The 25,043-nt window shown below is 44.0% G+C and carries 30 protein-coding genes; 28 read left to right on the forward strand and 2 right to left on the reverse strand.

What is annotated here, in order from left to right; translation table 11 throughout:
* Nucleotides 1–3: 3 nt before the first annotated feature.
* Nucleotides 4–636 (forward strand): TetR/AcrR family transcriptional regulator, encoded by a 633-nt coding sequence (locus BTO28_RS10960; protein WP_076766174.1) that lies wholly within the window; start codon nucleotides 4–6, stop codon nucleotides 634–636.
* Between the two features lie 69 nt (nucleotides 637–705).
* On the opposite strand, the gene BTO28_RS10965 is transcribed toward BTO28_RS10960, so the two are convergent.
* Nucleotides 706–1,563 (reverse strand): YsnF/AvaK domain-containing protein, encoded by an 858-nt coding sequence (locus BTO28_RS10965; protein ID WP_076766176.1) that lies wholly within the window; start codon nucleotides 1,561–1,563, stop codon nucleotides 706–708.
* Between the two features lie 257 nt (nucleotides 1,564–1,820).
* Here BTO28_RS10965 and BTO28_RS10970 point away from each other — a divergent pair, with 257 nt between their 5' ends.
* From BTO28_RS10970 to BTO28_RS10980, 3 genes are all read left to right on the forward strand, one after another.
* Nucleotides 1,821–2,042, forward strand: a complete 222-nt coding sequence (locus BTO28_RS10970) for a hypothetical protein (protein WP_076766178.1) — start codon at nucleotides 1,821–1,823, stop codon at nucleotides 2,040–2,042.
* 97 nt (nucleotides 2,043–2,139) lie between these two features.
* Nucleotides 2,140–2,691: a DNA-directed RNA polymerase subunit delta gene (rpoE, locus tag BTO28_RS10975; RefSeq protein WP_083711498.1), complete on the forward strand. Its 552-nt coding sequence runs from the start codon at nucleotides 2,140–2,142 to the stop codon at nucleotides 2,689–2,691.
* Nucleotides 2,692–2,999: 308 nt separating this feature from the next.
* Nucleotides 3,000–4,598, forward strand: coding sequence for a CTP synthase (locus BTO28_RS10980; protein ID WP_076766180.1), 1,599 nt, complete (start codon nucleotides 3,000–3,002; stop codon nucleotides 4,596–4,598).
* Nucleotides 4,599–4,673: 75 nt separating this feature from the next.
* On the opposite strand, the gene BTO28_RS10985 is transcribed toward BTO28_RS10980, so the two are convergent.
* Nucleotides 4,674–5,180: a DUF2529 family protein gene (locus BTO28_RS10985; RefSeq protein WP_198936766.1), complete on the reverse strand. Its 507-nt coding sequence runs from the start codon at nucleotides 5,178–5,180 to the stop codon at nucleotides 4,674–4,676.
* A 164-nt stretch (nucleotides 5,181–5,344) separates the two neighbouring features.
* On the opposite strand from BTO28_RS10985, the gene BTO28_RS10990 reads away from it, so the two are divergent.
* From BTO28_RS10990 to atpE, 24 genes are all read left to right on the forward strand, one after another.
* Nucleotides 5,345–5,707 carry a response regulator gene (locus BTO28_RS10990; protein WP_076766184.1) on the forward strand — a complete coding sequence of 121 codons (363 nt, stop codon included), beginning with the start codon at nucleotides 5,345–5,347 and terminating at the stop codon, nucleotides 5,705–5,707.
* 100 nt (nucleotides 5,708–5,807) lie between these two features.
* Entirely contained in the window at nucleotides 5,808–6,671 is an 864-nt protein-coding gene (locus BTO28_RS10995) for a class II fructose-bisphosphate aldolase (protein WP_076766186.1), read from the forward strand.
* Nucleotides 6,672–6,772: 101 nt separating this feature from the next.
* Nucleotides 6,773–7,420 (forward strand): fructose-6-phosphate aldolase, encoded by a 648-nt coding sequence (fsa, locus tag BTO28_RS11000; RefSeq protein ID WP_076766188.1) that lies wholly within the window; start codon nucleotides 6,773–6,775, stop codon nucleotides 7,418–7,420.
* Between the two features lie 94 nt (nucleotides 7,421–7,514).
* A complete protein-coding gene (locus BTO28_RS11005; RefSeq protein WP_076766486.1) occupies nucleotides 7,515–8,801 on the forward strand; it encodes a UDP-N-acetylglucosamine 1-carboxyvinyltransferase in 1,287 nt (428 codons plus the stop codon).
* Between the two features lie 101 nt (nucleotides 8,802–8,902).
* Nucleotides 8,903–9,868 carry a class II fructose-bisphosphatase gene (gene glpX, locus BTO28_RS11010; RefSeq protein ID WP_076766190.1) on the forward strand — a complete coding sequence of 322 codons (966 nt, stop codon included), beginning with the start codon at nucleotides 8,903–8,905 and terminating at the stop codon, nucleotides 9,866–9,868.
* Between the two features lie 157 nt (nucleotides 9,869–10,025).
* The gene (gene rho / locus BTO28_RS11015) at nucleotides 10,026–11,309 is read left to right on the forward strand and encodes a transcription termination factor Rho (RefSeq protein ID WP_076766192.1); all 1,284 of its coding nucleotides are present in this window, start codon (nucleotides 10,026–10,028) and stop codon (nucleotides 11,307–11,309) included.
* 132 nt (nucleotides 11,310–11,441) lie between these two features.
* Nucleotides 11,442–11,654: a 50S ribosomal protein L31 gene (gene rpmE / locus BTO28_RS11020; RefSeq protein ID WP_076766194.1), complete on the forward strand. Its 213-nt coding sequence runs from the start codon at nucleotides 11,442–11,444 to the stop codon at nucleotides 11,652–11,654.
* Between the two features lie 76 nt (nucleotides 11,655–11,730).
* Entirely contained in the window at nucleotides 11,731–12,306 is a 576-nt protein-coding gene (locus tag BTO28_RS11025; RefSeq protein ID WP_076766196.1) for a thymidine kinase, read from the forward strand.
* 22 nt (nucleotides 12,307–12,328) lie between these two features.
* The gene (prfA, locus tag BTO28_RS11030) at nucleotides 12,329–13,399 is read left to right on the forward strand and encodes a peptide chain release factor 1 (protein ID WP_076766198.1); all 1,071 of its coding nucleotides are present in this window, start codon (nucleotides 12,329–12,331) and stop codon (nucleotides 13,397–13,399) included.
* Between the two features lie 3 nt (nucleotides 13,400–13,402).
* Nucleotides 13,403–14,248 carry a peptide chain release factor N(5)-glutamine methyltransferase gene (gene prmC, locus BTO28_RS11035; protein ID WP_076766200.1) on the forward strand — a complete coding sequence of 282 codons (846 nt, stop codon included), beginning with the start codon at nucleotides 13,403–13,405 and terminating at the stop codon, nucleotides 14,246–14,248.
* 44 nt (nucleotides 14,249–14,292) lie between these two features.
* The gene (locus BTO28_RS11040) at nucleotides 14,293–14,826 is read left to right on the forward strand and encodes a stage II sporulation protein R (protein WP_076766202.1); all 534 of its coding nucleotides are present in this window, start codon (nucleotides 14,293–14,295) and stop codon (nucleotides 14,824–14,826) included.
* A 172-nt stretch (nucleotides 14,827–14,998) separates the two neighbouring features.
* Nucleotides 14,999–16,045 (forward strand): L-threonylcarbamoyladenylate synthase, encoded by a 1,047-nt coding sequence (locus BTO28_RS11045; protein ID WP_076766204.1) that lies wholly within the window; start codon nucleotides 14,999–15,001, stop codon nucleotides 16,043–16,045.
* A 59-nt stretch (nucleotides 16,046–16,104) separates the two neighbouring features.
* A complete protein-coding gene (locus tag BTO28_RS11050) occupies nucleotides 16,105–16,632 on the forward strand; it encodes a manganese efflux pump MntP (protein WP_083711500.1) in 528 nt (175 codons plus the stop codon).
* Between the two features lie 84 nt (nucleotides 16,633–16,716).
* Nucleotides 16,717–17,145 carry a low molecular weight protein arginine phosphatase gene (locus BTO28_RS11055; protein WP_076766207.1) on the forward strand — a complete coding sequence of 143 codons (429 nt, stop codon included), beginning with the start codon at nucleotides 16,717–16,719 and terminating at the stop codon, nucleotides 17,143–17,145.
* A complete protein-coding gene (locus tag BTO28_RS11060; RefSeq protein ID WP_076766210.1) occupies nucleotides 17,142–18,431 on the forward strand; it encodes a methyl-accepting chemotaxis protein in 1,290 nt (429 codons plus the stop codon). Before BTO28_RS11055 ends, BTO28_RS11060 begins: the two co-directional genes overlap by 4 nt.
* Before the next feature lie 52 nt (nucleotides 18,432–18,483).
* Nucleotides 18,484–18,930, forward strand: coding sequence for a ribose 5-phosphate isomerase B (rpiB, locus tag BTO28_RS11065; RefSeq protein ID WP_076766214.1), 447 nt, complete (start codon nucleotides 18,484–18,486; stop codon nucleotides 18,928–18,930).
* Nucleotides 18,930–19,508, forward strand: coding sequence for a TIGR01440 family protein (locus tag BTO28_RS11070; protein ID WP_076766216.1), 579 nt, complete (start codon nucleotides 18,930–18,932; stop codon nucleotides 19,506–19,508). The genes rpiB and BTO28_RS11070 overlap by 1 nt, the downstream gene beginning before the upstream one ends.
* A 168-nt stretch (nucleotides 19,509–19,676) precedes the next feature.
* Complete coding sequence (gene glyA, locus BTO28_RS11075) at nucleotides 19,677–20,912, forward strand: serine hydroxymethyltransferase (RefSeq protein ID WP_076766218.1); 1,236 nt, start codon at nucleotides 19,677–19,679, stop codon at nucleotides 20,910–20,912.
* A 134-nt stretch (nucleotides 20,913–21,046) separates the two neighbouring features.
* Complete coding sequence (gene upp, locus BTO28_RS11080) at nucleotides 21,047–21,676, forward strand: uracil phosphoribosyltransferase (protein WP_076766221.1); 630 nt, start codon at nucleotides 21,047–21,049, stop codon at nucleotides 21,674–21,676.
* Between the two features lie 21 nt (nucleotides 21,677–21,697).
* A complete protein-coding gene (gene wecB / locus BTO28_RS11085) occupies nucleotides 21,698–22,840 on the forward strand; it encodes a non-hydrolyzing UDP-N-acetylglucosamine 2-epimerase (RefSeq protein WP_076766225.1) in 1,143 nt (380 codons plus the stop codon).
* A 316-nt stretch (nucleotides 22,841–23,156) separates the two neighbouring features.
* Nucleotides 23,157–23,381 (forward strand): AtpZ/AtpI family protein, encoded by a 225-nt coding sequence (locus BTO28_RS11090; protein ID WP_076766227.1) that lies wholly within the window; start codon nucleotides 23,157–23,159, stop codon nucleotides 23,379–23,381.
* A gap of 6 nt (nucleotides 23,382–23,387) precedes the next feature.
* Nucleotides 23,388–23,777 (forward strand): ATP synthase subunit I, encoded by a 390-nt coding sequence (locus tag BTO28_RS11095; protein ID WP_076766229.1) that lies wholly within the window; start codon nucleotides 23,388–23,390, stop codon nucleotides 23,775–23,777.
* 6 nt (nucleotides 23,778–23,783) lie between these two features.
* The gene (gene atpB, locus BTO28_RS11100) at nucleotides 23,784–24,506 is read left to right on the forward strand and encodes a F0F1 ATP synthase subunit A (RefSeq protein ID WP_076766231.1); all 723 of its coding nucleotides are present in this window, start codon (nucleotides 23,784–23,786) and stop codon (nucleotides 24,504–24,506) included.
* 78 nt (nucleotides 24,507–24,584) lie between these two features.
* Nucleotides 24,585–24,797 carry a F0F1 ATP synthase subunit C gene (atpE, locus tag BTO28_RS11105; RefSeq protein ID WP_045852010.1) on the forward strand — a complete coding sequence of 71 codons (213 nt, stop codon included), beginning with the start codon at nucleotides 24,585–24,587 and terminating at the stop codon, nucleotides 24,795–24,797.
* The last annotated feature ends 246 nt before the right edge of the window (nucleotides 24,798–25,043 follow it).

Genomic DNA, 25,043 nt, shown 5'->3' on the forward strand with positions numbered 1-25,043 from the left:
ACAATGACAGATCGAAAACGGCAAGTACACACAACGGTGAAGGACGTACAGCTTATTGAAAAACGGCGTTCGGAGATGATCCGCGGCGCCGTTCAATTATTTAAGAAAAAAGGATTTCATCGGACTACAACACGTGAAATTGCCAAAGCGTCCGGATTCAGTATCGGTACAATGTATGAATATATCCGTACAAAAGAAGATGTATTGTATCTTGTATGTGACAGCATTTATGATCAGGTAAAGGAGCGGCTGCAGCAGATTGATTTCGAACGGGGAACGCTTGAAAGCTTAAAGCTTGGCATCGCTTATTATTTTCGAGTGATGGATGAAATGCAGGATGAAGTACTTGTCATGTACCAGGAAGCGAAGTCGCTTTCAAAAGATGCTTTGCCATACGTGCTGAAAAAAGAAGTGGAAATGGTCGCAATGGTAGAGACACTCATCCAACGCTGCGTGGACCACGGCCTCCTTGATATGGATCAAAAAAAGGTGCATATATTGGCGCAAAATATTTTTATTCAAGGTCAAATGTGGGGGTTTCGCCGCTGGATGCTGCAAAAATCGTTCTCGCTGGATGAATACATTACGTTGCAGACCGATCTGCTTTTTTCTGGTGTGAACGGGTACGAAAAATAAAGGGATGTTTTGTTCAGTGCAAAAAAGACAAGCCCGCTCACGAAAAAGAGCGGGGCTTGTCTTTTGTAATTATATATTACGTTTCGTCGAGTCTTCGTTTATGTTTGCTTCTTCTCGTAGAACCGTATCACGAACCGTTTCTGTTTCATTCACTTTTCGTTTACTGATGATAATTTCTTCTTTCACAACCGGCTTCTTTGTTACGTCTATGCGCTCTTCTGTAATTGGTACACGAATCGTTTCACTGTCCTCTTTAAACGCAGCGTCCCGCTCATCTTCTGACCCTATTATTGCATCATCTATGACCGGTCTCCGTTCGACGACAACTTCTTCTCGCTGGACAGGCACATCAAGGACTTTTTCTTCTTCCACTACCTTTTTATCAACATGTACTTCACCCGTTTGAACACGTTCCTTATTTACATGAATCCGTTCTTCGTGCAGTCTAAGCTTTTCCTCTTCTGTTAGCTCATGGTCGAGGCGTCCATCTGTTGACGCATATGTGCCGCCAGCCAAGTTTGCTTGATCTGCTGCGTATGCATTGCCGCCTAAGTTCGGATCAACAACTCCTCCCGTACGCTCTTCATCATACAGGAGACCGTATTCATGATCGACATATAAAAGAATTCCGCCATTTTCTACTTCTGTATAGTAACGATCTGCTTCCGCGTCGGATACACCCATATGGCGGAAAGCTGTTCGAACCGGTTCTTCGCCAGATAAAAACGCAATAAAGCGATCCATCCATGAGCTTCCTGCTGTCTGCACCTCGGCGTCGGTTCTTCCGCGGACCATTGAAATATCTTCCTGATTTTTTGCCACGACATAAATATCACCTTCTGTATAACCTTGCCTTTTTAATTCATCAATTTTTGCGATTAATTCTGTTTCACTATGATATACACCAATAAATTTTTTCTTTTCCATGATGCAAACACTCCTTCTGTCATTGAAATTTTATTCATGTTCTGCTCTTCACTCTACCCGGCATATGTATTGGAAAACGACTTTTTCTGAAAATGATTAAAAAGATAGAGACGTCGTACGAAAGTTTCTTTTTTTCCCCTTTACGATTATTATCAAGGAAGAAGGGAATACTTATAAAAAATTTACAATGAAAAGATGTTCGATCAACATTTAAAGAGTAAAATGATTGTGAGAGTTGACAGGAAGGATGTGAAGGTATGAAGCGGGTTGTTCAATATACTGCTATGATTATTGTTGCCATTTTTTCATACTGGCTTTATTTAAAACAATTTGGAGCTGTTCCATTCCTTCTCATCTCCTTTTTTTTCTTTTATAAATCGTATGAAGAATATAGCGGTCGTTCAAAAAAAAGGAATAGAACACCACAAATAGACCATTCCGCCCCTTCCGCTGGAAAAAAAGCAGAAATCATCACATAAATATGGCATATAGCCATATTTTTTGTTTATAATGGAGAATATGCTAAAAACGTTTTGCTCTTTTAGAGCTTTTTGTTAATAGAGAAGGGAAGTGCGGATGGTGAGTTTGCAACAATATTCCAAAGAAGAGTTAAAAGAAATGTCATTCCTTGAGCTGGCGCATTTAATTCTTGCTGAAAAGCGGGAGCCGGTATCATTTAAGGAGATGCTGTCACAAATACAAAAGCATCTTGAAATTTCAGATGATGAAGTAAAGTCACGTATGGTTCAATTTTATACGGACTTAAACATCGATGGCAGCTTTCTGCCTTTAGGTGATAACCGCTGGGGTCTGCGCGCATGGTATCCGGTTGAAAAGCTTGAAGAAGAAACAACAACTGCCACTGTGAAAACACGCAAGAAAAAGACGAAAAAAGCAGTGGACGACGATTTTGAAGAAGAAATTATTGAAGACGAAGATGATCTCGATGATTTTGAGGAAGACGATTTTGATGAGATTGAGGATGACATCAATGTTGACGAAGACGACCTCGATGAGGATATTGAAGAAGAAATCGACGTTGAAATCGACGACGACCTTGATGACAATGATGACGATTTTGAAGAAGAAGAAGGCGCTGAAGACGAGTATGATCTCGACGATAAATAACTAATAATCTTCGCTTGACTAATTTATCGTCGAATTGTAGTATTTTATTTGGGCTCTTTTATGAGACGAATTATTTTAGTCTATGACGCTCCTCTTACTGAGAAGTAAGCGGAGCGTTTTTTGTATTTCCCCCACCTTAAGGGGCATTACGACCTAATCAAAACGTGTGAATATAGAAGAAATTTAGGGGGATAACTGCCCCTAAAGATCCGATTTGTTCAACAAACCAATCGCTTGGGTTATTTTATCCCGCGGATTGAGTTTCACTTTATGGAGAAAAACAGAAGCATCGAAGGAGGATTTTCACTTTGACGAAATATATATTCGTAACAGGCGGGGTTGTTTCATCATTAGGAAAAGGAATTACCGCTGCATCACTCGGCCGTCTTTTAAAGAACCGTGGCTTAAAAGTTTTTATTCAAAAATTCGATCCATATATTAACGTGGACCCGGGGACAATGAGTCCGTATCAGCATGGGGAAGTATTCGTCACTGATGACGGTGCGGAAACGGATCTTGATCTCGGTCACTATGAACGTTTCATCGATATAAACTTGACGAAACTAAGCAACATTACAACAGGTAAAGTGTATTCAACCGTACTCCGGAAAGAGCGCCGCGGCGAATATTTGGGCGGTACGGTTCAGGTTATACCGCACATTACGAATGAAATTAAAGACCGTGTTTTCCGGGCGGGTAAAGAATCAGGCGCAGATGTTGTTATAACGGAAATTGGCGGTACAGTTGGCGACATCGAATCACTTCCATTCCTTGAAGCGATTCGTCAAATAAAAAGTGATGTCGGCCAGGATAATGTATTATACATTCATTGTACGCTTATCCCTTATTTAAAAGCAGCCGGTGAAATGAAAACAAAACCGACGCAGCATAGCGTAAAAGAACTTCGCAGTCTCGGTATACAGCCGAACATTATTGTTGTTCGTACGGAGATGCCAATTTCCCAGGATATGAAGGACAAACTTGCTTTGTTCTGTGACATTGCGAAAGAAGCTGTTATTGAAGCAACAGATGCGGATACACTTTATGCGGTACCGCTTATGCTTCAGAAGCAAAAAATGGACGACCTTGTGTGCCGTTTATTAAAAATGCAATGCCACGATGCGGATATGACCGAGTGGAAAGCACTCGTTGATAAAGTTCGCAACTTGCCGAACAAAACGCGCATTGCGCTCGTTGGTAAATATGTAGAACTTCAAGATGCGTATATTTCTGTTGCGGAGTCATTGAAACATGCCGGTTATCAGTTTGATACAGATGTGGAAATTGACTGGGTAAATTCTGCAGAACTCTCAGAAGAAAACGCGGCGGAGCGATTGAAAGACGCAGCCGGTATTCTTGTGCCGGGCGGATTTGGTGACCGGGGCATCGATGGAAAGCTTGCTGCAATTAAATATGCACGAGAAAATAACGTTCCGTTTTTTGGTATTTGTCTCGGTATGCAGCTTGCGTCTATTGAGTACGCGCGCAACGTATTGAAATTGGAAGGTGCACACTCGGCAGAAATCGTACCGGAAACGCCATATCCGATTATTGATCTTTTGCCTGAGCAAAAAGACATTGAAGATCTTGGCGGTACACTTCGTCTTGGTTTATATGCATGTAAATTAACAGAAGGTACACGTGCCCGCGAAGCTTACAATGAAGAAATCGTATATGAGCGCCATCGTCACCGTTATGAATTCAACAACGAATTCCGTGAACAAATGGAGAAAAAAGGGTTCATCTTCTCTGGAACAAGCCCGGATGGCCGTCTCGTTGAAATTGTAGAGCTAGCCAACCATCCATGGTTCGTCGCAGCGCAGTTCCATCCGGAATTTACATCGCGCCCGACACGTCCGCAGCCATTGTTCAAAAAATTTGTTGAGGCCGCAATCGAAAATAAATAATTGAGAGAAAAAGCCAGCTGAAATTTGTCAGCTGGTTTTTTTATGGGTATTAAAGGCCCTATCTATGTCAGTGTGTTAGTCGTATTCGTTTACGATTTCCTCGATCGTCATTTTTAATAAAAAATAAGCATATAACCCGGCGATGGATGATGGGAAACCGGTTCGTCCTCCCTCATCATCCGGCAAAATGCCTTGTGTCAGCCTCAGATCAATAAATGCATCGGCTAGTTCTTCAATGCCGGTTTCTTCTCTTTTCGAAGAAATCGCCGCAAATGGAATTCCTGTATCTATTAATTTTTTCGCAAGCGTCAATGCTCCCGGATCATCGGAAAAACGGGAAGCGATCAATACACGGTCAGCCTCCGTCAACCGGGCGGAAGGTGTCCATCGATGAACGTTTTGCAAGGTTTCTGCACCTTCTGTTGCTTCCGTTTCAATGACCGCCATTTCACCGAAACCCTTCATATATATAGTCCCTTCACTGATCAAGCCTTGAGCAAGCAAACGTCCCGCATCTTCAATTGAAAATTCCTCTTTTTCGCTGATCCGTTTTATCAAGCCGCTAAGCTGTGTCATAAACATTTTCGACAACTGTATCACTCTTTCTTTTTTCTTTATTATAGTACGCTCAGCAAAATGAAGGAAGCAGGCAGGAATCTTGAGGAAAACAGCGAATGTAGAATGTTAAGGGGTAATGAGAGCGGGAAGGCGGAAATTGCAGGAGGACGAATAGGAGGACAACAAACGTGACAGCAAACATATTAATTGTTGATGACCAATATGGCATCCGTATTTTACTGAATGAAGTGTTAAAAAAAGAAGGGTATGATACCTTGCAGGCGGCAAGCGGACCAGAAGCCGTAAAATTAGCGAAGGAACATAAACCTGATCTTGTGCTGCTTGATATGAAAATTCCCGGAATGGACGGGATTGAAATTTTGAAACGAATGAAAGCGGATAACCCGAGTATCCGCGCTATTATCATGACGGCGTATGGGGAGCTGGACATGATCCAGGAAGCGAAAAACATCGGTGCCATCATGCACGTTCCGAAACCATTTGATATTGATGATATTCGGAAAACAGTGAAAGAACATTTAATCCATTAAGAGAATACGGATTTTTCTGTTGGTAATAAAAAGATGAATTTGATATGATACTTATGTGGTTTTTCATGATGCAATAAATTCCCTTGAGGAGGAAGTAATAATGCCATTAGTATCTATGACAGAAATGTTAAACACAGCGAAAGAAAATAAGTATGCTGTTGGTCAGTTCAACTTGAATAACCTAGAATTCACACAAGCGATTTTACAGGCGGCTGAAGAAGAAAAGTCTCCGGTAATCCTCGGTGTTTCTGAAGGAGCAGCGCGTTATATGGGCGGCTTCAAATTAGTTGTTGCAATGGTTAAAGAATTAATGGACGAATACGGCGTAACAGTTCCTGTTGCGATTCACCTTGATCACGGTTCAAGCTTCGAAAGCTGCGCCAAAGCGATTCATGCAGGATTCACATCTGTCATGATCGACGGCTCACATCATCCGCTTGAAGAAAATATTGCTTTGACGAAAAAAGTGGTTGAGCTTGCTCACTTCCACGGTGTTTCAGTTGAAGCAGAACTTGGCCGCATCGGTGGCCAGGAAGACGATTTAATCGTTGATGATGCGGATGCAATGTACGCAATTCCTTCTGAGTGCGACCAGCTTGTACGTGAAACGGGCGTTGACTGTTTCGCTCCTGCACTTGGATCTGTTCACGGTCCATACAAAGGTGAACCGAACCTTGGTTTTGACCGCATGAAAGAAGTAATGGAATTGACAGGGGTGCCGCTTGTGCTTCACGGTGGTACTGGTATTCCGACAAAAGATATCGAAAAAGCGATCTCTCTTGGTACAGCAAAAATCAACGTAAACACAGAAAACCAAATCGCTTCTGCAAAAGCAGTTCGTGAAACACTTGCTGCAAAACCGGAAGAGTATGATCCACGTAAATACCTTGGACCTGCACGTGACGCTATTAAAGAAACAGTTAAAGGCAAAATGCGTGAATTTGGTTCTTCAGGCAAAGCGTAATTTATTTGCTCCATAACTGAACGAAACACAATAACCGCCTTTTTAACAAATAGGCGGTTGTTGTTTATTTAATATAATGAACTGAAAAGAGGGAATATTTAATGAAATTCTTTATTGACACAGCAAATATGGACGAAATCCGCGAAGCACACTCATGGGGCATCCTTTCAGGTGTAACAACGAACCCATCACTTGTTGCCAAAGAAACGGTTCCTTTCCATGAACGTCTTCGTGAAATCACAGATCTTGTAAGTGACTCGGTCAGCGCAGAAGTAATTGCTCTTGATGCGGAAGGCATGATTGAAGAAGGACGTGAACTTGCAAAAATTGCACCAAATATTACAGTGAAAGTACCGATGACTCCGGAAGGTTTGAAAGCGGTAGCGGTGTTTGCGAAAGAAGGCATTAAAACGAACGTTACCCTCATATTCAGTGCAAACCAGGCATTGATGGCTGCCCGCGCAGGTGCTACTTACGTATCGCCGTTCCTTGGACGTCTTGATGATATTGGTCACGATGGACTTGAGCTGATCGAAACAATTGCCGACATTTTTGCGATCCATGGAATCGAAACAGAAATTATCGCGGCATCGATTCGCCATCCACAACATGTAACAGCAGCAGCATTGAAGGGTGCTCATATATCTACGACGCCATTTAAAGTACTTCAGCAGTTATTCAAGCATCCGTTAACGGATAAAGGCATAGAAGGCTTCCTTGCTGACTGGGAAAAACGCAAAGCGAAATAATCCTGTACATGAGACTGAAGATATAGGGTTAAACTACGACTATCAAGAAAGCTTTCCCGCTTTCCGTTTACACACAGAAAGAAGGGAGTACATGATGGAAAAATTAAAAATTGAAGGCGGTCATTCGTTAAAAGGGACGATTAAAGTAGACGGTGCGAAAAATAGTGCCGTCGCCCTTGTACCGGCTGCTATTTTAGCGGAGTCGCCGATTACAATTGAAGGATTGCCGGATATTTCAGATATTCACATGCTAAAAGGACTGCTTGAGGAAATTGGCGGCTTCGTGACATTTGAAGATGGTGAAATGATTATTGATCCGACGCAGATGACAGCGATGCCTCTTCCGAACGGGAAAGTAAAAAAGCTGCGCGCTTCTTATTATTTAATGGGTGCGCTGCTTGGCCGTTTTAATAAAGCGGTAATCGGTCTGCCGGGCGGATGCCATCTCGGCCCTCGTCCAATAGACCAGCATATTAAAGGGTTTGAAGCGCTCGGAGCTGAAGTGACGAATGAACAGGGTGCCATTTATTTGCGTGCGAACGAATTACGGGGTGCGCGCATTTACTTAGACGTTGTCAGCGTTGGCGCGACGATCAATATTATGCTTGCGGCAGTCCGGGCAAAAGGGCAGACGATAATTGAAAATGCGGCAAAAGAACCTGAAATTATTGATGTGGCGACACTGCTTTCTAACATGGGTGCCAATATTAAAGGTGCCGGAACAGATGTCATTCGCATTGACGGTGTTGATCAATTACATGGATGCCGCCATACGATTATTCCGGACCGCATTGAGGCAGGGACATTTATGATTATGGCCGCAGCTGCTGGTGAAGGTGTCGTTATCGATAACGTCATCCCGCTCCATCTTGAATCATTAACAGCAAAACTCCGCGAAATGAACGTTCCGATTGAAATTGGTGAAGACAGCGTTTTCGTCGGCAAAGCCGAATTGCTCAAAACGGTAGATATTAAAACATTGGTTTACCCAGGATTCCCGACTGATCTGCAGCAGCCGTTTACCTCTCTTTTGACGAAAGCGGACGGTTCTGCTATCGTAACAGATACAATTTATCCAGCTCGATTTAAACATATTGATGAACTGCGCCGGATGGGGGCTAACGTGAAAACGGAAGGCCGTTCTGCGATTGTGAACGGGCCAGTCGTCCTGCAGGGGGCAAAAGTGAAAGCAAGTGATTTGCGGGCAGGAGCCGCACTTGTGCTAGCAGGACTAATGGCAGAAGGCATAACAGAAGTTACGGGCCTTGAACATATCGACCGGGGCTACAGCCGTTTAACGGAAAAGCTGACGGCGCTCGGTGCAAATATATGGCGAGAAGAAATGTCAGAAGAAGAATTTGAAGAGATAAAAAGCTCATAAGATAAGTTTTTTTCGGTAGACGAGCTAAATGTGTTACAATATATCTGTAAATGGGTTATACAGATTCAGAATTTGTTCGTAACACGGGAGGAAAGAGAGCTATGGAGAGAAGTTTATCGATGGAACTTGTTCGCGTTACAGAAGCGGCAGCACAAGCTTCAGCGCGCTGGATGGGACGAGGCTTAAAAGATGAAGCAGACGGCGCAGCAACATCCGCCATGCGTGATGTGTTTGATACAATTCCGATGAAAGGAACGGTTGTCATCGGTGAAGGTGAGATGGATGAAGCCCCGATGCTTTACATCGGCGAAAAGCTCGGAACAGGCTACGGTCCTCGCGTTGATGTAGCGGTTGATCCTCTTGAAGGCACAAATATCGTCGCAGCAGGCGGATGGAATGCACTTGCAGTTCTGGCAGTAGCGGATGATGGAAACCTTTTAAATGCGCCTGACATGTACATGGATAAAATTGCTGTTGGACCAGAAGCTGTCGGGCAAATCGATATTAACGCTTCTGTAACGGACAATTTAAGAGCGGTTGCACGGGCGAAAAATAAAGATATAGAAGACGTTGTCGCGACGATTTTGAATCGCGAACGCCACGAGCATATTATTGCGGAATTGCGCGCAGCAGGTGCACGTATTAAGCTTATTAATGATGGTGACGTTGCAGGCGCGATCAATACAGCATTTGATATGACAGGCGTTGACATTTTATTCGGCTCGGGTGGTGCACCAGAGGGCGTAATCTCAGCGGTTGCTTTAAAAGCGCTCGGCGGTGAAATTCAAGGTCGTCTGCTGCCGCAAAATGAAGCAGAGCTTGAACGTTGTAAAAAAATGGGTATCGATGTGGAAAAGGTTCTCCGCATGGAAGATCTTGTCCGTGGCGACGATGCCATATTTGCAGCGACAGGCGTAACAGACGGTGAACTGTTGCGAGGTGTTCAATTCAAAGGAACATATGCGGAAACGCAATCGGTCGTAATGCGTGCAAAATCAGGAACAGTCCGCTTCGTTGACGGCCGTCACAGCTTGAACAAAAAACCTAATCTCGTGATTAAACCATAAAAGGATTTTCTTCTAATTAACCAACAGCGGTGCAGCCGGTCCGGTTCTCCGCTGTTTTGTTTGATTTGAAAACCACTGACCAATTGCTTCAAAGACAGGCAGACGAAGAGTGCCGCCCCTCCCTTATATAATCAATCTAATAAAGCGTGGTGCCATAATGGAAGAATTAACGATTAACCATCTTGAAAACTTAAAACTGAAAGAATTATATGAGCTTGCGAAAACTTATAAAATCTCATATTACAGCAAACTAACAAAAAAAGAACTCATTTTTGCTATTTTAAAAGCGCGTGCTGAACAGCAGGGCTACTTCTTTATGGAAGGTGTTCTTGAAATCATTCAATCGGAAGGATTCGGGTTCCTCCGTCCGATTAACTATTCAGCGAGTTCTGAAGACATTTACATTTCGGCTTCACAAATCCGCCGATTTGATTTGCGCAACGGAGATAAAGTATCAGGAAAAGTGCGCCCGCCAAAAGAAAATGAACGATATTACGGTCTGCTTCACGTTGAAGCAGTCAATGGCGACGATCCGGAAACAGCGAAAGAGCGTGTCCATTTTCCGGCATTGACACCGCTTTATCCGGATCGTCAAGTAAACCTGGAAACAGAGTCGAAAAATTTATCGACACGCATCATGGATCTCGTTTCGCCGGTCGGCTTCGGCCAGCGTGGACTTATTGTCGCACCGCCCAAAGCGGGGAAAACGATCCTTTTAAAAGAGATCGCCAATTCGATTTCAACGAATCATCCCGACGCGGAACTGATCGTCCTTTTAATCGATGAACGTCCAGAAGAAGTAACTGACATTGAACGTTCGGTACAGGCGGAAGTTGTCAGCTCCACATTTGATGAGGTGCCTGAAAATCATATTAAAGTGGCGGAGCTTGTGCTGGAGCGGGCAATGCGGCTTGTTGAGCATAAACGCGATGTTATTATTTTAATGGACTCTATTACCCGGCTTGCCCGCGCTTATAACCTTGTTATCCCGCCAAGTGGGCGAACACTTTCCGGAGGGATTGATCCGGCAGCATTCCACCGTCCAAAACGGTTTTTCGGGGCAGCACGGAATATTGAAGAAGGCGGCAGCCTGACCATTCTCGCAACCGCGCTCGTTGACACTGGATCTCGTATGGATGATGTCATTTATGAAGAGTTTAAAGGAACGGGCAACATGGAGCTTCATTTGGACCGTTCACTTGCAGAACGCCGTATTTTCCCGGCAATCGACATACGCCGCTCCGGCACGCGAAAAGAAGAGCTGCTTATTGGGAAAGAACAGCTTGAAATGGTCTGGGCAATCCGTAAAACGATGTCAGATACACCGGATCTTGCAGAAAAAGTGCTTCGGCGTCTTCGTCAAACGAAGAGCAATGAGGAGTTCATTGCACAGCTTCAGGCAGAACTGAAAAAGAATGGTGCTTCGAAAAAAATGCTATGAAATAATTTGCGAAAAAGACAATACCCTGATATAATATGTTTTGTGTGATTTAAAGAAAGGCACAAGAAACTTGTGCTTGTTCATATAACAACTCTGTTTCGGAATGACTCAGGGCGGAAGGAGAGATAAGACATGCAAGCAGGAATTCATCCTAACTACAAAACAGCAATCGTTAAATGCGCATGCGGTAACGAGTTCGAAACTGGTTCCGTAAAAGAAGAAATCCGCGTAGAGGTTTGCTCTGAATGCCATCCATTCTATACTGGACGTCAGAAGTTTGCTGACGCAGGCGGACGTGTGGATCGCTTCAACAAAAAATACGGCCTTAAAGATCAAGCAAGATAATGATAGACGAAAACAGGCGAGGAGTGCTACACTGCTTGCCTGTTTTTTTGTACATAAAAACGGAGGAATAACCAAAATGGCCCAGTTATTTTTTAAATATGGTGCAATGAATAGCGGCAAATCGATCGAGATTTTAAAAGTAGCCCATAACTACGAAGAACAAAATAAATCGGTGCTGCTTTTTACATCTGGACTTGATACACGTGATGAAGTCGGCTATATTTCAAGTAGAATCGGCCTGCGCCGCCAGGCAAAACCCGTTTTTAGCGAGACAAACGTATATGAAGAGGTACGCGATGACCATTCGAAACCATCCTGCATTTTAGTTGATGAAGTGCAATTTTTATCGAAGAAACATGTTTTGCAGCTTGCTCAAATAGTAGATGAATTGAACATTCCAGTGATGGGGTTCGGACTGAAAAACGATTTTCAAAATGAATTATTTGAAGGCAGTAAGTATATGTTGATTTATGCAGACAAAGTAGAAGAAATGAAAACAATCTGCTGGTTTTGCGAACGCAAAGCAATAATGAATTTACGTGTGGATGAAGCGGGAAAACCAGTATACACTGGCGAGCAAATTCAAATTGGCGGCAATGATTCCTATTATCCGGTCTGCCGCAAATGTCATCAAAACCCGCCGCTTTCATGATAAAAAATCGAGGTGATTAAATATGTTTGACCGATTGCAGGCGGTGGAAGACCGCTATGATAAATTAAATGAACTGTTGAGTGATCCAGATGTGGTGAACAATCCAAAACGGCTGCGCGACTATTCAAAGGAACAGTCCGATATTCAAGAGACAGTGGAAGTGTACCGTGAATATAAAGAAGCGAAAGAGCAGTACGCTGATGCAAAAGTGATGCTTGATGATAAACTGGACGATGATATGCGCGAAATGGTAAAAGAAGAGCTGAATGAACTGGAGTCGAGCCTTGCTGATCTTGAAGCGCGCTTGAAAATTTTATTGATCCCGAAAGATCCAAATGATGATAAAAACGTCATTATAGAAATTCGCGGGGCAGCCGGTGGAGATGAAGCCGCCTTGTTTGCAGGGGACCTGTACCGTATGTATTCACGCTTTGCAGAAGCAAACAGCTGGAAAATCGATCTGATTGAAGCGAACGCTACGGGACTGGGCGGATATAAAGAAATCATCTTTATGATTAACGGCCGTGGAGCGTATTCGAAATTGAAATATGAAAATGGCGCTCACCGTGTACAGCGCGTGCCGGAAACGGAATCGGGCGGACGTATTCACACATCAACAGCAACCGTTGCGGTTTTGCCTGAAACGGAAGAGGTTGAAGTGGAAGTACATGAAAAGGATATACGTGTTGATACATTTGCATCAAGCGGTCCAGGCGGTCAATCGGTTAATACGACGATGTCTGCTGTCCGGCTGACGCATTTGCCAACAGGAATTGTCGTATCCTGCCAGGATGAAAAATCCCAAATTAAAAATAAAGAAAAAGCGATGAAAGTACTCCGTGCCCGCATTTATGATAAATTTCAAAAAGAAGCACAGGCTGAGTACGATGCTGTGCGTAAATCTGCAGTTGGAACGGGTGATCGTTCTGAACGGATTCGTACGTACAATTTCCCTCAAAACCGCGTGACCGATCACCGGATTGGATTGACAATTCAAAAGCTCGATCAAATTCTCGAAGGAAAAGTCGGCGAAGTCATTGATGCACTTATCGTAGAAGATCAATCGAGCCGTCTTGAAAATTTGGAGGATTAACTTGTGGGAAAAAAAATATACGAAGCCCTAAATTGGGCTTCTTCGTTTTTGAAACAGCATGACCGCGACGAAAATGCCGGAGAATACATCATGTTACACGTATTACAAGCCGAACGTGCGCAAATGCTTGCCCGTCTTCATGATAGGATGACTGATGAACAGGCGGCGAAATTTGAGAGATTTGTCAATATTCATGCGGACGGTGTGCCTGTACAGCATATCACTGGTATGGAAGAATTTTATGGCCGCACATTTATAGTCAATAAAGATGTCCTCATTCCACGTCCGGAAACGGAGGAGCTTGTTCATTATGCGCTTGAAAAAATCGAAGGATTGGAATCGCCGGCGATTGCGGATATCGGTACGGGAAGCGGGGCAATCGCTGTGTCAATGAAAAGTGAACGCCCGGATGCAGATGTATATGCTGTTGATCTATCAAAAGCAGCACTCCATACAGCTAGGCAAAATGCTGAAAAGCTCGGTGCGGCAGTTCAGTTTTTTCACGGTGATTTACTTGAACCGCTGATTAAACGTCATATAAAAGTAGATCTCTTATTATCGAATCCCCCTTACATTCCGATCCACGAAAAAGAAAAGTTATCCACAATTGTTGTGGATCATGAACCGCATATGGCTCTTTTCGGCGGCAAAGATGGCCTTGATTTATATCGTTCATTAACTGAACAGCTGCCGTTTGTCTTAAAAGAAGGCGGGATCGCTGGCGTTGAGACAGGTGCCGGACAGACTGAAGCGGTTGCTGCTCTTTTTCAAAAGGCATACCCGGAAGGAAGCGTCCAAACCATGTATGATATTAATGGGAAAGATAGAATGGTATTTTTGCACGTATAAAAGAAACCCGTACCGGCGATACTGATTGCCGGGAGGGATTTTCAGTGAAAACAAAGACAATGATTCTATATTTATATGGGCTTTCGGCAGCTGCTGCTTTTATGGTGTATTTTGCTCCTGCAGATGAAGCAGCAGGCGGCATTCCAGATGAATCAATTCGAATCCGAGTTGTGGCACATGATGACAGCATGGAGGAGCAAGAACGGAAGGATAATGTACACCGGGCGGTTGCAGAGGAAATTAGTAATTGGGCACAGAAAGCTGATTCAGCAGAAGAATCAAGGGTGATGATTGAGGAACATTTGGAAGCGATTGAGGAAATCGCCGATTCAGAAGCTGGAACTGAACATGATGTTCACGTAACATTTGGACAAGAGGAATTTCCAGCAAAACAGTACGGCCGTTTCATTTATCCACCTGGTACATACGAATCGCTAGTCGTCACAATTGGTGATGGAAATGGGGACAACTGGTGGTGTTTGCTGTACCCGGCACAATGTTTTCCGGAAGAGCAGCCTTTAGAAGATGAAGAAGTAAAATGGGCTGTTGTCGATTTATGGGGACAAATGCAAAAATGATGCCATTTTAAAGATAATATTCACATTCATCCACTAAGTTATTCACAAAACGGGGAAAGTTATACACATATTGTGGATAGATGTGTGTAAAAGAAAGATCGAAAGTCGATTTATGTATAGAAATCAGTTATAGTGTAGTAGTTTTGTAAATAAAGAAGCAAAGGTGACGAAAATGGAGACAAAACACTGGATTGTGGATAAGTCCGGTATAACTCATCAACACTATCCACAAATTAAAGAAGCGGCTCTCTTAATTCAGGACGGTGAAGTCGTCGCATTTCCGACTGAAACGGTTTACGGTCTCGGTGGAAATGTAAAAATGGATAGTGCTGTACAAAAAATATTTCAGGCGAAAGGCCGTCCATCGGATAATCCGCTCATTGTTCATATTGCAGAACGTTCAGATGTGGATAAACTGGCGCAAAAGGTACCGGAATATGCACAAAAACTGATGGATGCATTTTGGCCGGGTCCGCTAACGATTATTGTGCCGAAAAAAGAAGGTGTGCTTTCAGAACTTGTGACAGCCGGTCTTAACACGGTAGCGATCCGGATGCCTGACCATCCTGCGGCGCTCGAAATTATTAAAGCGGCGGGCATTCCAGTCGCTGCACCGAGTGCCAACCGCTCTGGAAAACCGAGCCCGACAACAGCTGCCCATGTGCTTGAAGATCTCAGCGGCCGGATTGCCGGTGTTGTGGATGGAGGTGAAACGGGTGTCGGATTGGAATCCACAGTTGTGGATTGTACGGGGACATTTCCGGTTATACTCCGTCCAGGCGGTGTAACCCAGCTGGATATAGAAGCGGTATCGGGAAAAGTGGAGATGAACGCTGCTCACAATGATCTGAAAGAACCGCCTAAATCTCCAGGAATGAAATATACACATTATGCGCCAAAAGCACCTCTTTATTTAATAGAAGGAACGAATGGACAAATTCAACATAAAATTAATCAGCTGCGAGCGGAAGGCAAAAAGATTGGGTTGCTGACAACTGAAGAAAGCGAGCGGTTTTACGAGGCCGATGCTGTTCTCTCATGCGGACAACGCAGGAATCTAGAATCGGTCGCCAAAAGATTGTATGGGACATTGCGTTCGTTTGATGAGCAGCCAGTGGATATGATTCTAGCAGAAACGTTCCCGTCAGAAGGAGTGGGGGCGGCGATTATGAATAGGCTGGAAAAAGCAGCCGGCCACCGATGGATAGAAGCCGAGTGATCATTTGGTCACTCGGCTTTTTTGTGGATAAATAAGCCGGTTAAAGAATATAGATAGGCATGGACATCCTTATACTTTCTCTGGCATTGTCGGCAGATGCTTTTGGGGCGGCACTTGCGCTTGGAATGCGCAGAATTGGTTTGTGGAAGATCATTGTCATAAGTTTTACTGTCGGGCTGATGCATGTCATCATGCCGCTCATCAGCATGACGGCTGGGAACGAATTGCAAGAAATATTCGGCCGGGCACTGTTTTCGGCAGGCGGTGTGATTTTAGTGCTGACGGGGCTTCAAATGGTGCTGTCACTTTTAAAAGATGAATCGAACGTGAAACAGCCGGCGGGAATTGGTATTGTATTTTTCTCATTGGGGGTGAGCATGGATAGTTTTTCTACAGGTCTTTCCCTTGGTGTTATCGGGGTTGACCAGATGGCAGCCGTCTTATGTTTCGGTTTGTCGTCCGCCATTTTTACGATGACCGGTTTGATGTTAAGCCGCCGTATTGGTGCTTTAGCCGGAAAAGCAGGTGAAGCGGCAGGCGGTGCTGTCCTAATGTTTATTGGGATAAAATGGCTTCTTTCGTTATGAATAGTCCTTTTCTGGATGAAAAGGACTATTTTACTGTTTGTAGATGCATTATAATGAAAGAAACGTCATAAAAGGTGGTTGTTCATGAATATATTGTTTGTCTGCACGGGTAACACATGCCGCAGTCCAATGGCAGCGGCAATATTGCGGAAAAAGAAACCGGAGTGGAATGTACAGTCAGCGGGGTTGTTTGCCAATCCGGGTGAGCAAGCGTCATCTGGAACGATGAGTGTTTTGGAAGAAAAAGGAATAAACCTGCAGCATTCTTCTGTTCAATTGTCGGAAGAACTGGCAGAGTGGGCAGATATTATCTTGACGATGACGGCATCTCATAAACAGACAATTGATATTCATTTTCCGCATGTAAAGGAAAAGACGTTTACGTTAAAAGGGTCTCATGGAGATGTAAGTGATCCATTTGGCGGCCCTGTCGATGTGTACCGCAAGACATATGATGAACTGATCTTTTTTATTGAAAAGTGGCTTCAAAGCGAGAAAGGAAGCAGACGATGAGAGAAAAGAAGTCGTATTCATTTGGCATCCGTAAAAAAGTGGTCATGCTTGTTACTTTATTGGCGATTATTACATACACCGTTACTGCTTTCTTTATTTATTACTTGTATCCGCTCTATTTTTCACATATGAACGAAACATTGTTTACGTTTTTAACACTTGTGCTGGGTATTCTCTGGTCAGGAATTCTATCTTATTTTGCTGCGTCTTATTTTGTGAACCCGATTGTCCGGCTGGAAGCAGCGTCGAGGGAAGCGGCAAATGGTTATATTGACAAAGAAGTTGAATTGCCTAAAGGTGATGATGAAATTCGTGCTCTCGCACTTGCGTTTAACGAGATGCTTTCGAATTTGAGGACGATGGTCAGCAGTATCGAAAGCAATTTTACCGCGACAAATGAAAGTGTTGGCCACATTGCTGGCATAAGTGGACAAGCAGCCAAGAAAGCGGCTGAAATGACCCGGACGGCAGCTGATATTTCAACAGGCGCCGAAAGTTCTGCACTTGCGGTTCAGGCAGCGGTAGAAGCGATGGAAGAAGTAGCTGGTATTGCAGGGAACGTACAACGGAAAGCGAAAGACTCAGCCCGCCAGGCAGAAGGAATGGTACATGACCTTGATTTGAGCAGACAAGCATTCGAGTTATTAATTACTGGCATGGACACCCTTGCGGCAGATAATACGGAATCGCTTGAGGCCGTTCGTTCATTGGAAGAAAATGCACGAAAAGTCGGCAAAGTAATTGGACTTGTCGGTGATATCGCTGCACAGACGAATTTGCTGGCATTAAATGCATCAATTGAAGCGGCACGCGCTGGTGAACATGGCAAAGGGTTTGCTGTAGTAGCGGAAGAAGTAAGAAAGCTGGCTGATGAAAGTGCAGAAGCTGTTCAAAGTATCTCAGACCTTGTAAAACAAATTCAGCAGGAAGTGGACCATGTTGTACACAAAATTACCATTCAGGCAGAAGCGGCCAGTGAAGGTGTCGAAAAGGGAGCCTCTGCGAAGGAAGCTGTAGGACAAATGAGCAGTAAAATAACTGACATGGCCCAAGCCGTTGAAGAAATTTCTGGCCTCGTTGACAGGCAGATGGAAAAAATTGAGCAAACGACATTGCAGTCTCAAGAAGTAGCGGCGATTGCAGAAGAAACATCTGCCGGTGCGAATGAAGTGACACGGTCAGCGGCTGATCAGTCTGATGTCATCGGTGAAATTGGCGATGTCAGCAAGAATTTACAGGAGCAGGCGGCTGAATTGAAATCGGTTATTACGCGTTTTAAATTGTAATTATAAATGAGAATATGAGAAAATAATAAGGAAGTTGAAAGGAGCGGTACACATGAAAGTAGCAATTGCATCAGATCACGGCGGCGTGAATATCCGGGAAGAATTAAAAAACCTGCTCGAAGAAATTGGGATTGAATATGAAGACTTCGGCTGTGAATGCGGAGTTTCTGTCGATTATCCGGACTATGCTCTTCCGGTCGCAAAAAAAGTGGCAGCAGGTGAATTTGACCGCGGAATTCTTGTGTGCGGAACAGGAATTGGTATGTCGATTGCAGCAAATAAAGTAAACGGAATCCGATGTGCACTTGTCCATGATGTATTTAGTGCAAAAGCGACTCGCCAGCATAACGACAGTAATATGCTCGCGATGGGTGAACGTGTAATCGGGGCAGGTCTTGCCCGTGAAATTGCTAAAACGTGGCTGACGACTGAATATGAAGCGGGGCGTCATGCAAATCGGGTCGAAAAAATTACCGAGTATGAAAAGAGCGGGCAATAATGGAAGTGGCCGCTAAGTGGAAAGAGGAGCTTTTTGTCCTTTTGAACGAACTCCAAGAACAGGCGCAGTTTAAAGCGGGTCAACTGTTTGTCGTAGGCTGTTCAACATCAGAAGTGGCTGGCGGCCGGATTGGGACAGCGGGAACGGATGAAACGGCTGCAGCTCTATATGAAGCGGTGGATTCGTTTGCATGTGAGACAGGAGTTCACCTTGCATTTCAATGCTGCGAGCATTTAAACCGGGCCATTGTGATGGAGCGGAGAGTGGCGGAGCAATATGGATATGATGAAGTAGCGGCAGTACCAGTACGAACAGCAGGCGGTGCAATGGCATCTTACGCTTATAAGCAAAAAGATTGTGTGCTGGTCGAGTTTGTAAAAGCAGATGGCGGCATTGACATTGGGGACACGTTTATTGGAATGCATTTGAAGCACGTTGCCGTTCCGGTCCGTGCGTCAAGAAATTCGGTTGGATCGGCGCATGTCACAATGGCAAAAACGAGGCCGAAGCTGATTGGCGGTCCGCGTGCTGTTTATGAAAAAACGAATGTAAGCGATTCGGGTGATGATGAATGTTAAGGATTTGCTGTCTTTTTCGTGAAAGACAGCTATTTTTTATTAAAAAAAGACGTAAAAACCATAAAATCCAGTTGAAAGATTCGAAAAACATGTTAGAATGAAAGAGAATTTTTTAATGGGTATCGGTTAATACTATTTTGATTTAATAGATTGGAAAGGGGAACAACGATGAGTAAAATTCAAACGCAAGATCCGGCTGTATTTGCAGCGATTAAGGATGAATTGAAACGCCAGCAAACGAAAATTGAACTGATTGCTTCCGAAAACTTTGTATCTGAAGCAGTAATGGAAGCGCAAGGGTCTGTCCTAACGAATAAGTATGCAGAAGGCTACCCGGGCAAACGCTACTACGGCGGATGTGAGCACGTTGACGTCGTAGAAGACTTGGCGCGCGACCGCGCAAAAGAAATTTTCGGTGCAGAATATGTAAATGTTCAGCCGCATTCAGGTGCACAGGCGAACATGGCTGTTTACTTCACAATTTTGGAAACTGGCGATACGGTTCTTGGTATGAATTTATCTCATGGCGGTCACTTAACGCACGGAAGCCCGGTTAACTTTAGCGGTGTGCAGTACAACTTCATCGAATATGGGGTCACAAAAGATGAGCAAGTGATCGATTATGAAGATGTTCGCCAAAAAGCGCTTGAGCATAAACCTAAATTAATTGTTGCAGGAGCAAGTGCGTATCCTCGTGCAATTGACTTTGCCAAATTCCGTGAAATCGCGGACGAAGTAGGGGCTTATTTGATGGTTGATATGGCACACATTGCTGGTCTTGTGGCAGCAGGCCTTCACCAAAATCCAGTTCCTTACGCTCATTTCGTTACAACAACGACACATAAAACATTGCGCGGTCCACGCGGCGGTATGATCTTATCTAGCGAAGAGTTCGGTAAAAAGCTCGATAAATCTATCTTCCCTGGCATTCAGGGCGGTCCGCTTATGCACGTTATCGCGGCTAAAGCAGTCGCATTTGGAGAAGTTCTTCAGGAAGATTTCAAAACGTATGCACAAAACGTCATCGATAATGCAAGCAGATTAGCTGCCGGCCTTTCAAAAGAGGGGATTGATATCGTTTCTGGCGGAACAGACAACCATCTATTGTTGATCGATCTTCGTTCACTCAGCCTGACTGGTAAAGTAGCAGAAGCCGTTCTTGATGAAGTCGGTATTACAGTAAACAAAAATACGATTCCATTCGATCCGGAAAGCCCTTTTGTTACTAGCGGCATCCGTATCGGTACAGCGGCTGTTACATCACGCGGGTTCGATGGAGCGGCAATGGATGAAGTAGCTTCAATTATTGCAAAAACATTGAAAAACCATGAAGATACAGACGTATTAAAAGAATCAGCTGAGCGCGTAGCAGCATTGACTTCTAAATATGATCTTTATCAATAATCATAAATTAGAATAGGACTGCCGGCATTATGCCGGCAGTTTTTTGTGTATTGTTGCCCGCCCCACTCTTTTCAAGTAAAATAGGAAAGAACTTTGACAAGCTATTTGTGAATGTAACATTGAGGAGTGAAGTAATGGGAAAAGTATATGTGTTTGATCATCCGTTAATTCAGCATAAGCTGACGATGATCCGTGATAAAGAAACAGGAACGAAAGAGTTCCGTGAATTAACAGATGAAGTAGCGACATTGATGGCGTTTGAAATTACACGCGATCTGCCGCTTGAAGAAGTAACGGTTCAAACTCCTGTATGTGATGCAAAAGCGAAGGTGCTTGCCGGTAAAAAGCTTGGCATTGTGCCAATTTTACGTGCAGGCATTGGGATGGTTGACGGTGTATTAAAACTGATTCCCGCTGCGAAAGTGGGACATGTTGGTTTATATCGTGATCCGGAAACATTACAGCCGGTTGAATATTACGTAAAGCTGCCTACAGATGTAGAAGAACGCGATTTTATTGTTGTCGATCCAATGCTTGCAACGGGCGGATCTGCAGTTGAAGCAATCAACTCGCTAAAAAAACGCGGAGCAAAAAATATTAAATTCATGTGTTTAATTGCGGCACCTGAAGGCGTCGAGGCGATTAAGGAAGCTCATCCGGACGTGGATATTTACATTGCGGCTCTTGATGAAAAATTAAACGAAAAAGGCTACATCGTTCCAGGTCTTGGCGATGCTGGCGACCGTTTATTTGGAACAAAATAAAGAAAAGCAGGTGGAGAGATAATGGATCGCCCGATTAAAGTAATGACGATTTTCGGCACACGGCCGGAAGCGATTAAAATGGCCCCGCTCGTTCTGGAACTTAAAAGCCGTCCGGAATTTGAAGCCATTGTGACTGTAACTGCGCAGCACCGTCAAATGCTTGACCAGGTGCTCGACATTTTCAATATTACACCGGATTATGACTTGAACATTATGAAGGACCGCCAAACACTTATCGATGTAACAACACGCGGGTTAGAGGGGCTTGATGATATCATGAAAGAAGTAAAGCCGGATATCGTGCTTGTTCATGGTGACACAACGACAACCTTTGTTGCAGGTCTTGCCGCGTTTTATAACCAGATTGCAATCGGCCACGTAGAAGCGGGGCTTCGTACATGGAATAAATATTCTCCATTCCCAGAAGAGATGAACCGCCAGCTTACAGGTGTCATGGCGGACCTTCATTTTTCACCGACAGAACAATCTGAACAAAATTTACTTAATGAAAATAAAGACGAACGGTCAATTTTCGTAACCGGCAATACAGCAATCGATGCGCTAAAAACAACGGTGAAAGAAGACTACTCACATGATGTGCTGGAACGTCTTGGAACAGACCGCCTTGTACTTATGACGGCTCACCGCCGTGAAAATCTTGGCGAACCGATGAAAAATATGTTCCGTGCGATTAAACGTCTCGTTACCGATCACGATGATATACAAGTTGTTTATCCTGTGCATTTAAACCCGGCCGTTCGAGAAACAGCGGATTCCATTCTCGGGAATGACCCGCGCATTCATTTAATTGAACCGCTTGATGTAATCGACTTCCATAACTTTGCTGATCGTGCGCATCTTATCTTGACAGATTCCGGCGGCGTACAAGAAGAAGCACCATCACTTGGCGTGCCCGTTCTTGTTTTGCGTGATACAACTGAACGTCCAGAAGGAATTGAGGCAGGAACATTGAAACTTGCTGGTACGGAGGAAGAAACCATTTATTCGCTTGCTTCAGAATTATTAACAGATGCTGCGGCCTATGAGAAAATGGCGAAAGCGTCCAATCCGTATGGCGACGGTCAAGCATCGCGCAGAATTTGTGATGCGATCCGCTATTACTTTAAAGATGCGGTCGATGCACCGGAGCGTTTTAAAGGATAATAAAGCATGGTCGTCTGTTACTTACGGACGACCTTCTATAATATTGAAAAAATGTTCGGGAAAACAGAAGAAAATTTGAGCATTTTGTGAATAATTCTGTTGCCTCTTGAGGTTTTCTCGCACAACACATTGACATTAAAAAAGGGCTATTGTATGCTAACAAAGGGTAAGGCGAAGAGATTTTATACATAGTGTAACCGTTTTTTTCCACTGCTATTTATCATATTCAAGCATGCTGAAGGGTCTACAGGATGTAGGTCACAGAAGCGTTGCGGCAGGACGCCGTGATGAGCTTTTGCCTCTTGGGAGGTGTGTGATGAACCGGGATCAAGAAAACCGACCTTTTAGGGCCATGGCGCTATATAGCACTGTTTTAGCCCAGCTCGCCGGCTCCATGATCGCCGGTATTTTTGCAGGCCTGGCGCTTGACAAATGGTTGAATACAGTGCCCCTTTTTTTAATCATCGGACTGCTGGGAGGACTCTCGGCAGGAGTTTACGCAATGCTGCGTACAATTCAACATTTCAATTCAGGAGATTAGCACTCTATGCCCGAACTCCAGCATTCCATTAAACGACAGCGGAAATATTTGATTTATCTACTTGCCATCTTTGTACTCGGCTGGGGATTCACATCAGCACAATCCATTTATGCAGGTCTTATTCTAGGGACGACACTTAGTCTTTACAATCACTGGATCATTTCAAGACGAATTGAACGTTTCCGTAAAGCAGTCGAAGAAGGACGAAAGATACCTTCTCTTGGAACGATTTTGCGAATGGGGTCAGCAGCGCTTGCAGCGATGATCGCTCTCCAATACCCAGATCAATTCAATTTGGTCAGCACAGTTTGTGGATTAATGACTGCATATGTAGTCATTATGATAGATTTTGGAATCCAACATTTTATAAAACGTACGAACGGGAAAGAGAGGTGAAATAATTTGGGTCACGAGTCTCCGTTACGTCACGTTGATCTTTTCGGGGTCACACTGACGTTCAACCTGTCCAACATTTTAATGATTACCGTTGCAAGTTTAATTGTCTTTTTAATTGCGATAGCAGCAACACGTAATTTGGCAATGAAACCGACAGGTATGCAAAACTTATTTGAATGGGTCATGGACTTTGTTAAAGGAATTGTTAAAAGCAACATGGACTGGAAAACCGGTGGTCGCTTTCACATTCTTGGCATCACATTAATTATGTACATTTTCGTATCGAACATGCTGGGTCTTCCGTTCGCAGTTGTTTACGATAACGAACTATGGTGGAAATCACCAACAGCCGATCCGGTCATTACGTTGACGCTAGCAGTGATGGTTGTAGGATTGTCTCATTATTATGGCATCCGCATGAAAGGTTTTTCCGAATACGGAAAAGACTACTTCCGTCCAATGTGGTTTATGTTCCCGCTAAAGTTGATTGAGGAGTTTGCAAATACGCTGACACTCGGTCTGCGGCTTTACGGTAACATCTTCGCAGGTGAAATCCTGCTTACCCTCCTTGCTGGGTCACTGGCAACAGGAGTTGGCGGACATCTTGCAGCGATTATTCCAACGCTTGCATGGATGGGATTCTCAGTTTTTATTGGTGCCATTCAGGCATTCATTTTCACAATGTTAACGATGGTTTACATTGCCCACAAAGTGAGCAGCGACCATTAATATATTTACCTGTTCAGTCTCTGGACAAACATTTTTGTTAGTAAATCATGCTTTTCAAAATAAGGAGGAAAAATTAACATGGGTCTTTTAGCAGCAGCAATTGCAATTGGTTTAGCGGCCGTTGGTGCCGGTGTAGGTAACGGTTTGATCGTATCTAAAACTGTCGAAGGTATGGCTCGTCAGCCAGAAGCACGTGGTATGCTTCAAACAACAATGTTCATCGGGGTAGCACTAGTTGAGGCGATTCCTATCATCGCCGTAGTTATCGCGTTCATGGTACAAGGTCAATAAGAAAGAAAAGTGGAGGGCGTTCGTACAGAGGTGAAGTGCATAAGACGGACAGGCGGAATGGCGTTTTGTGCTATGCAGCCTGGCTGACTTATGACGCGAGCCTCTAACGCCCGGAACTAGACATAGAACCATTTTATGGCGAAGATCACATTCCAATGCGAACCTTCGCCATTCCTTTATGTTTAAACCGCAGAAATGCTTATTTATGAATGAATTTCTTTCCCTGCGGGGGAAGAGTGGGAACCT

Source organism: Domibacillus epiphyticus, from assembly GCF_001975785.1.
In the GTDB taxonomy this organism is placed as follows: domain Bacteria; phylum Bacillota; class Bacilli; order Bacillales; family Domibacillaceae; genus Domibacillus; species Domibacillus epiphyticus.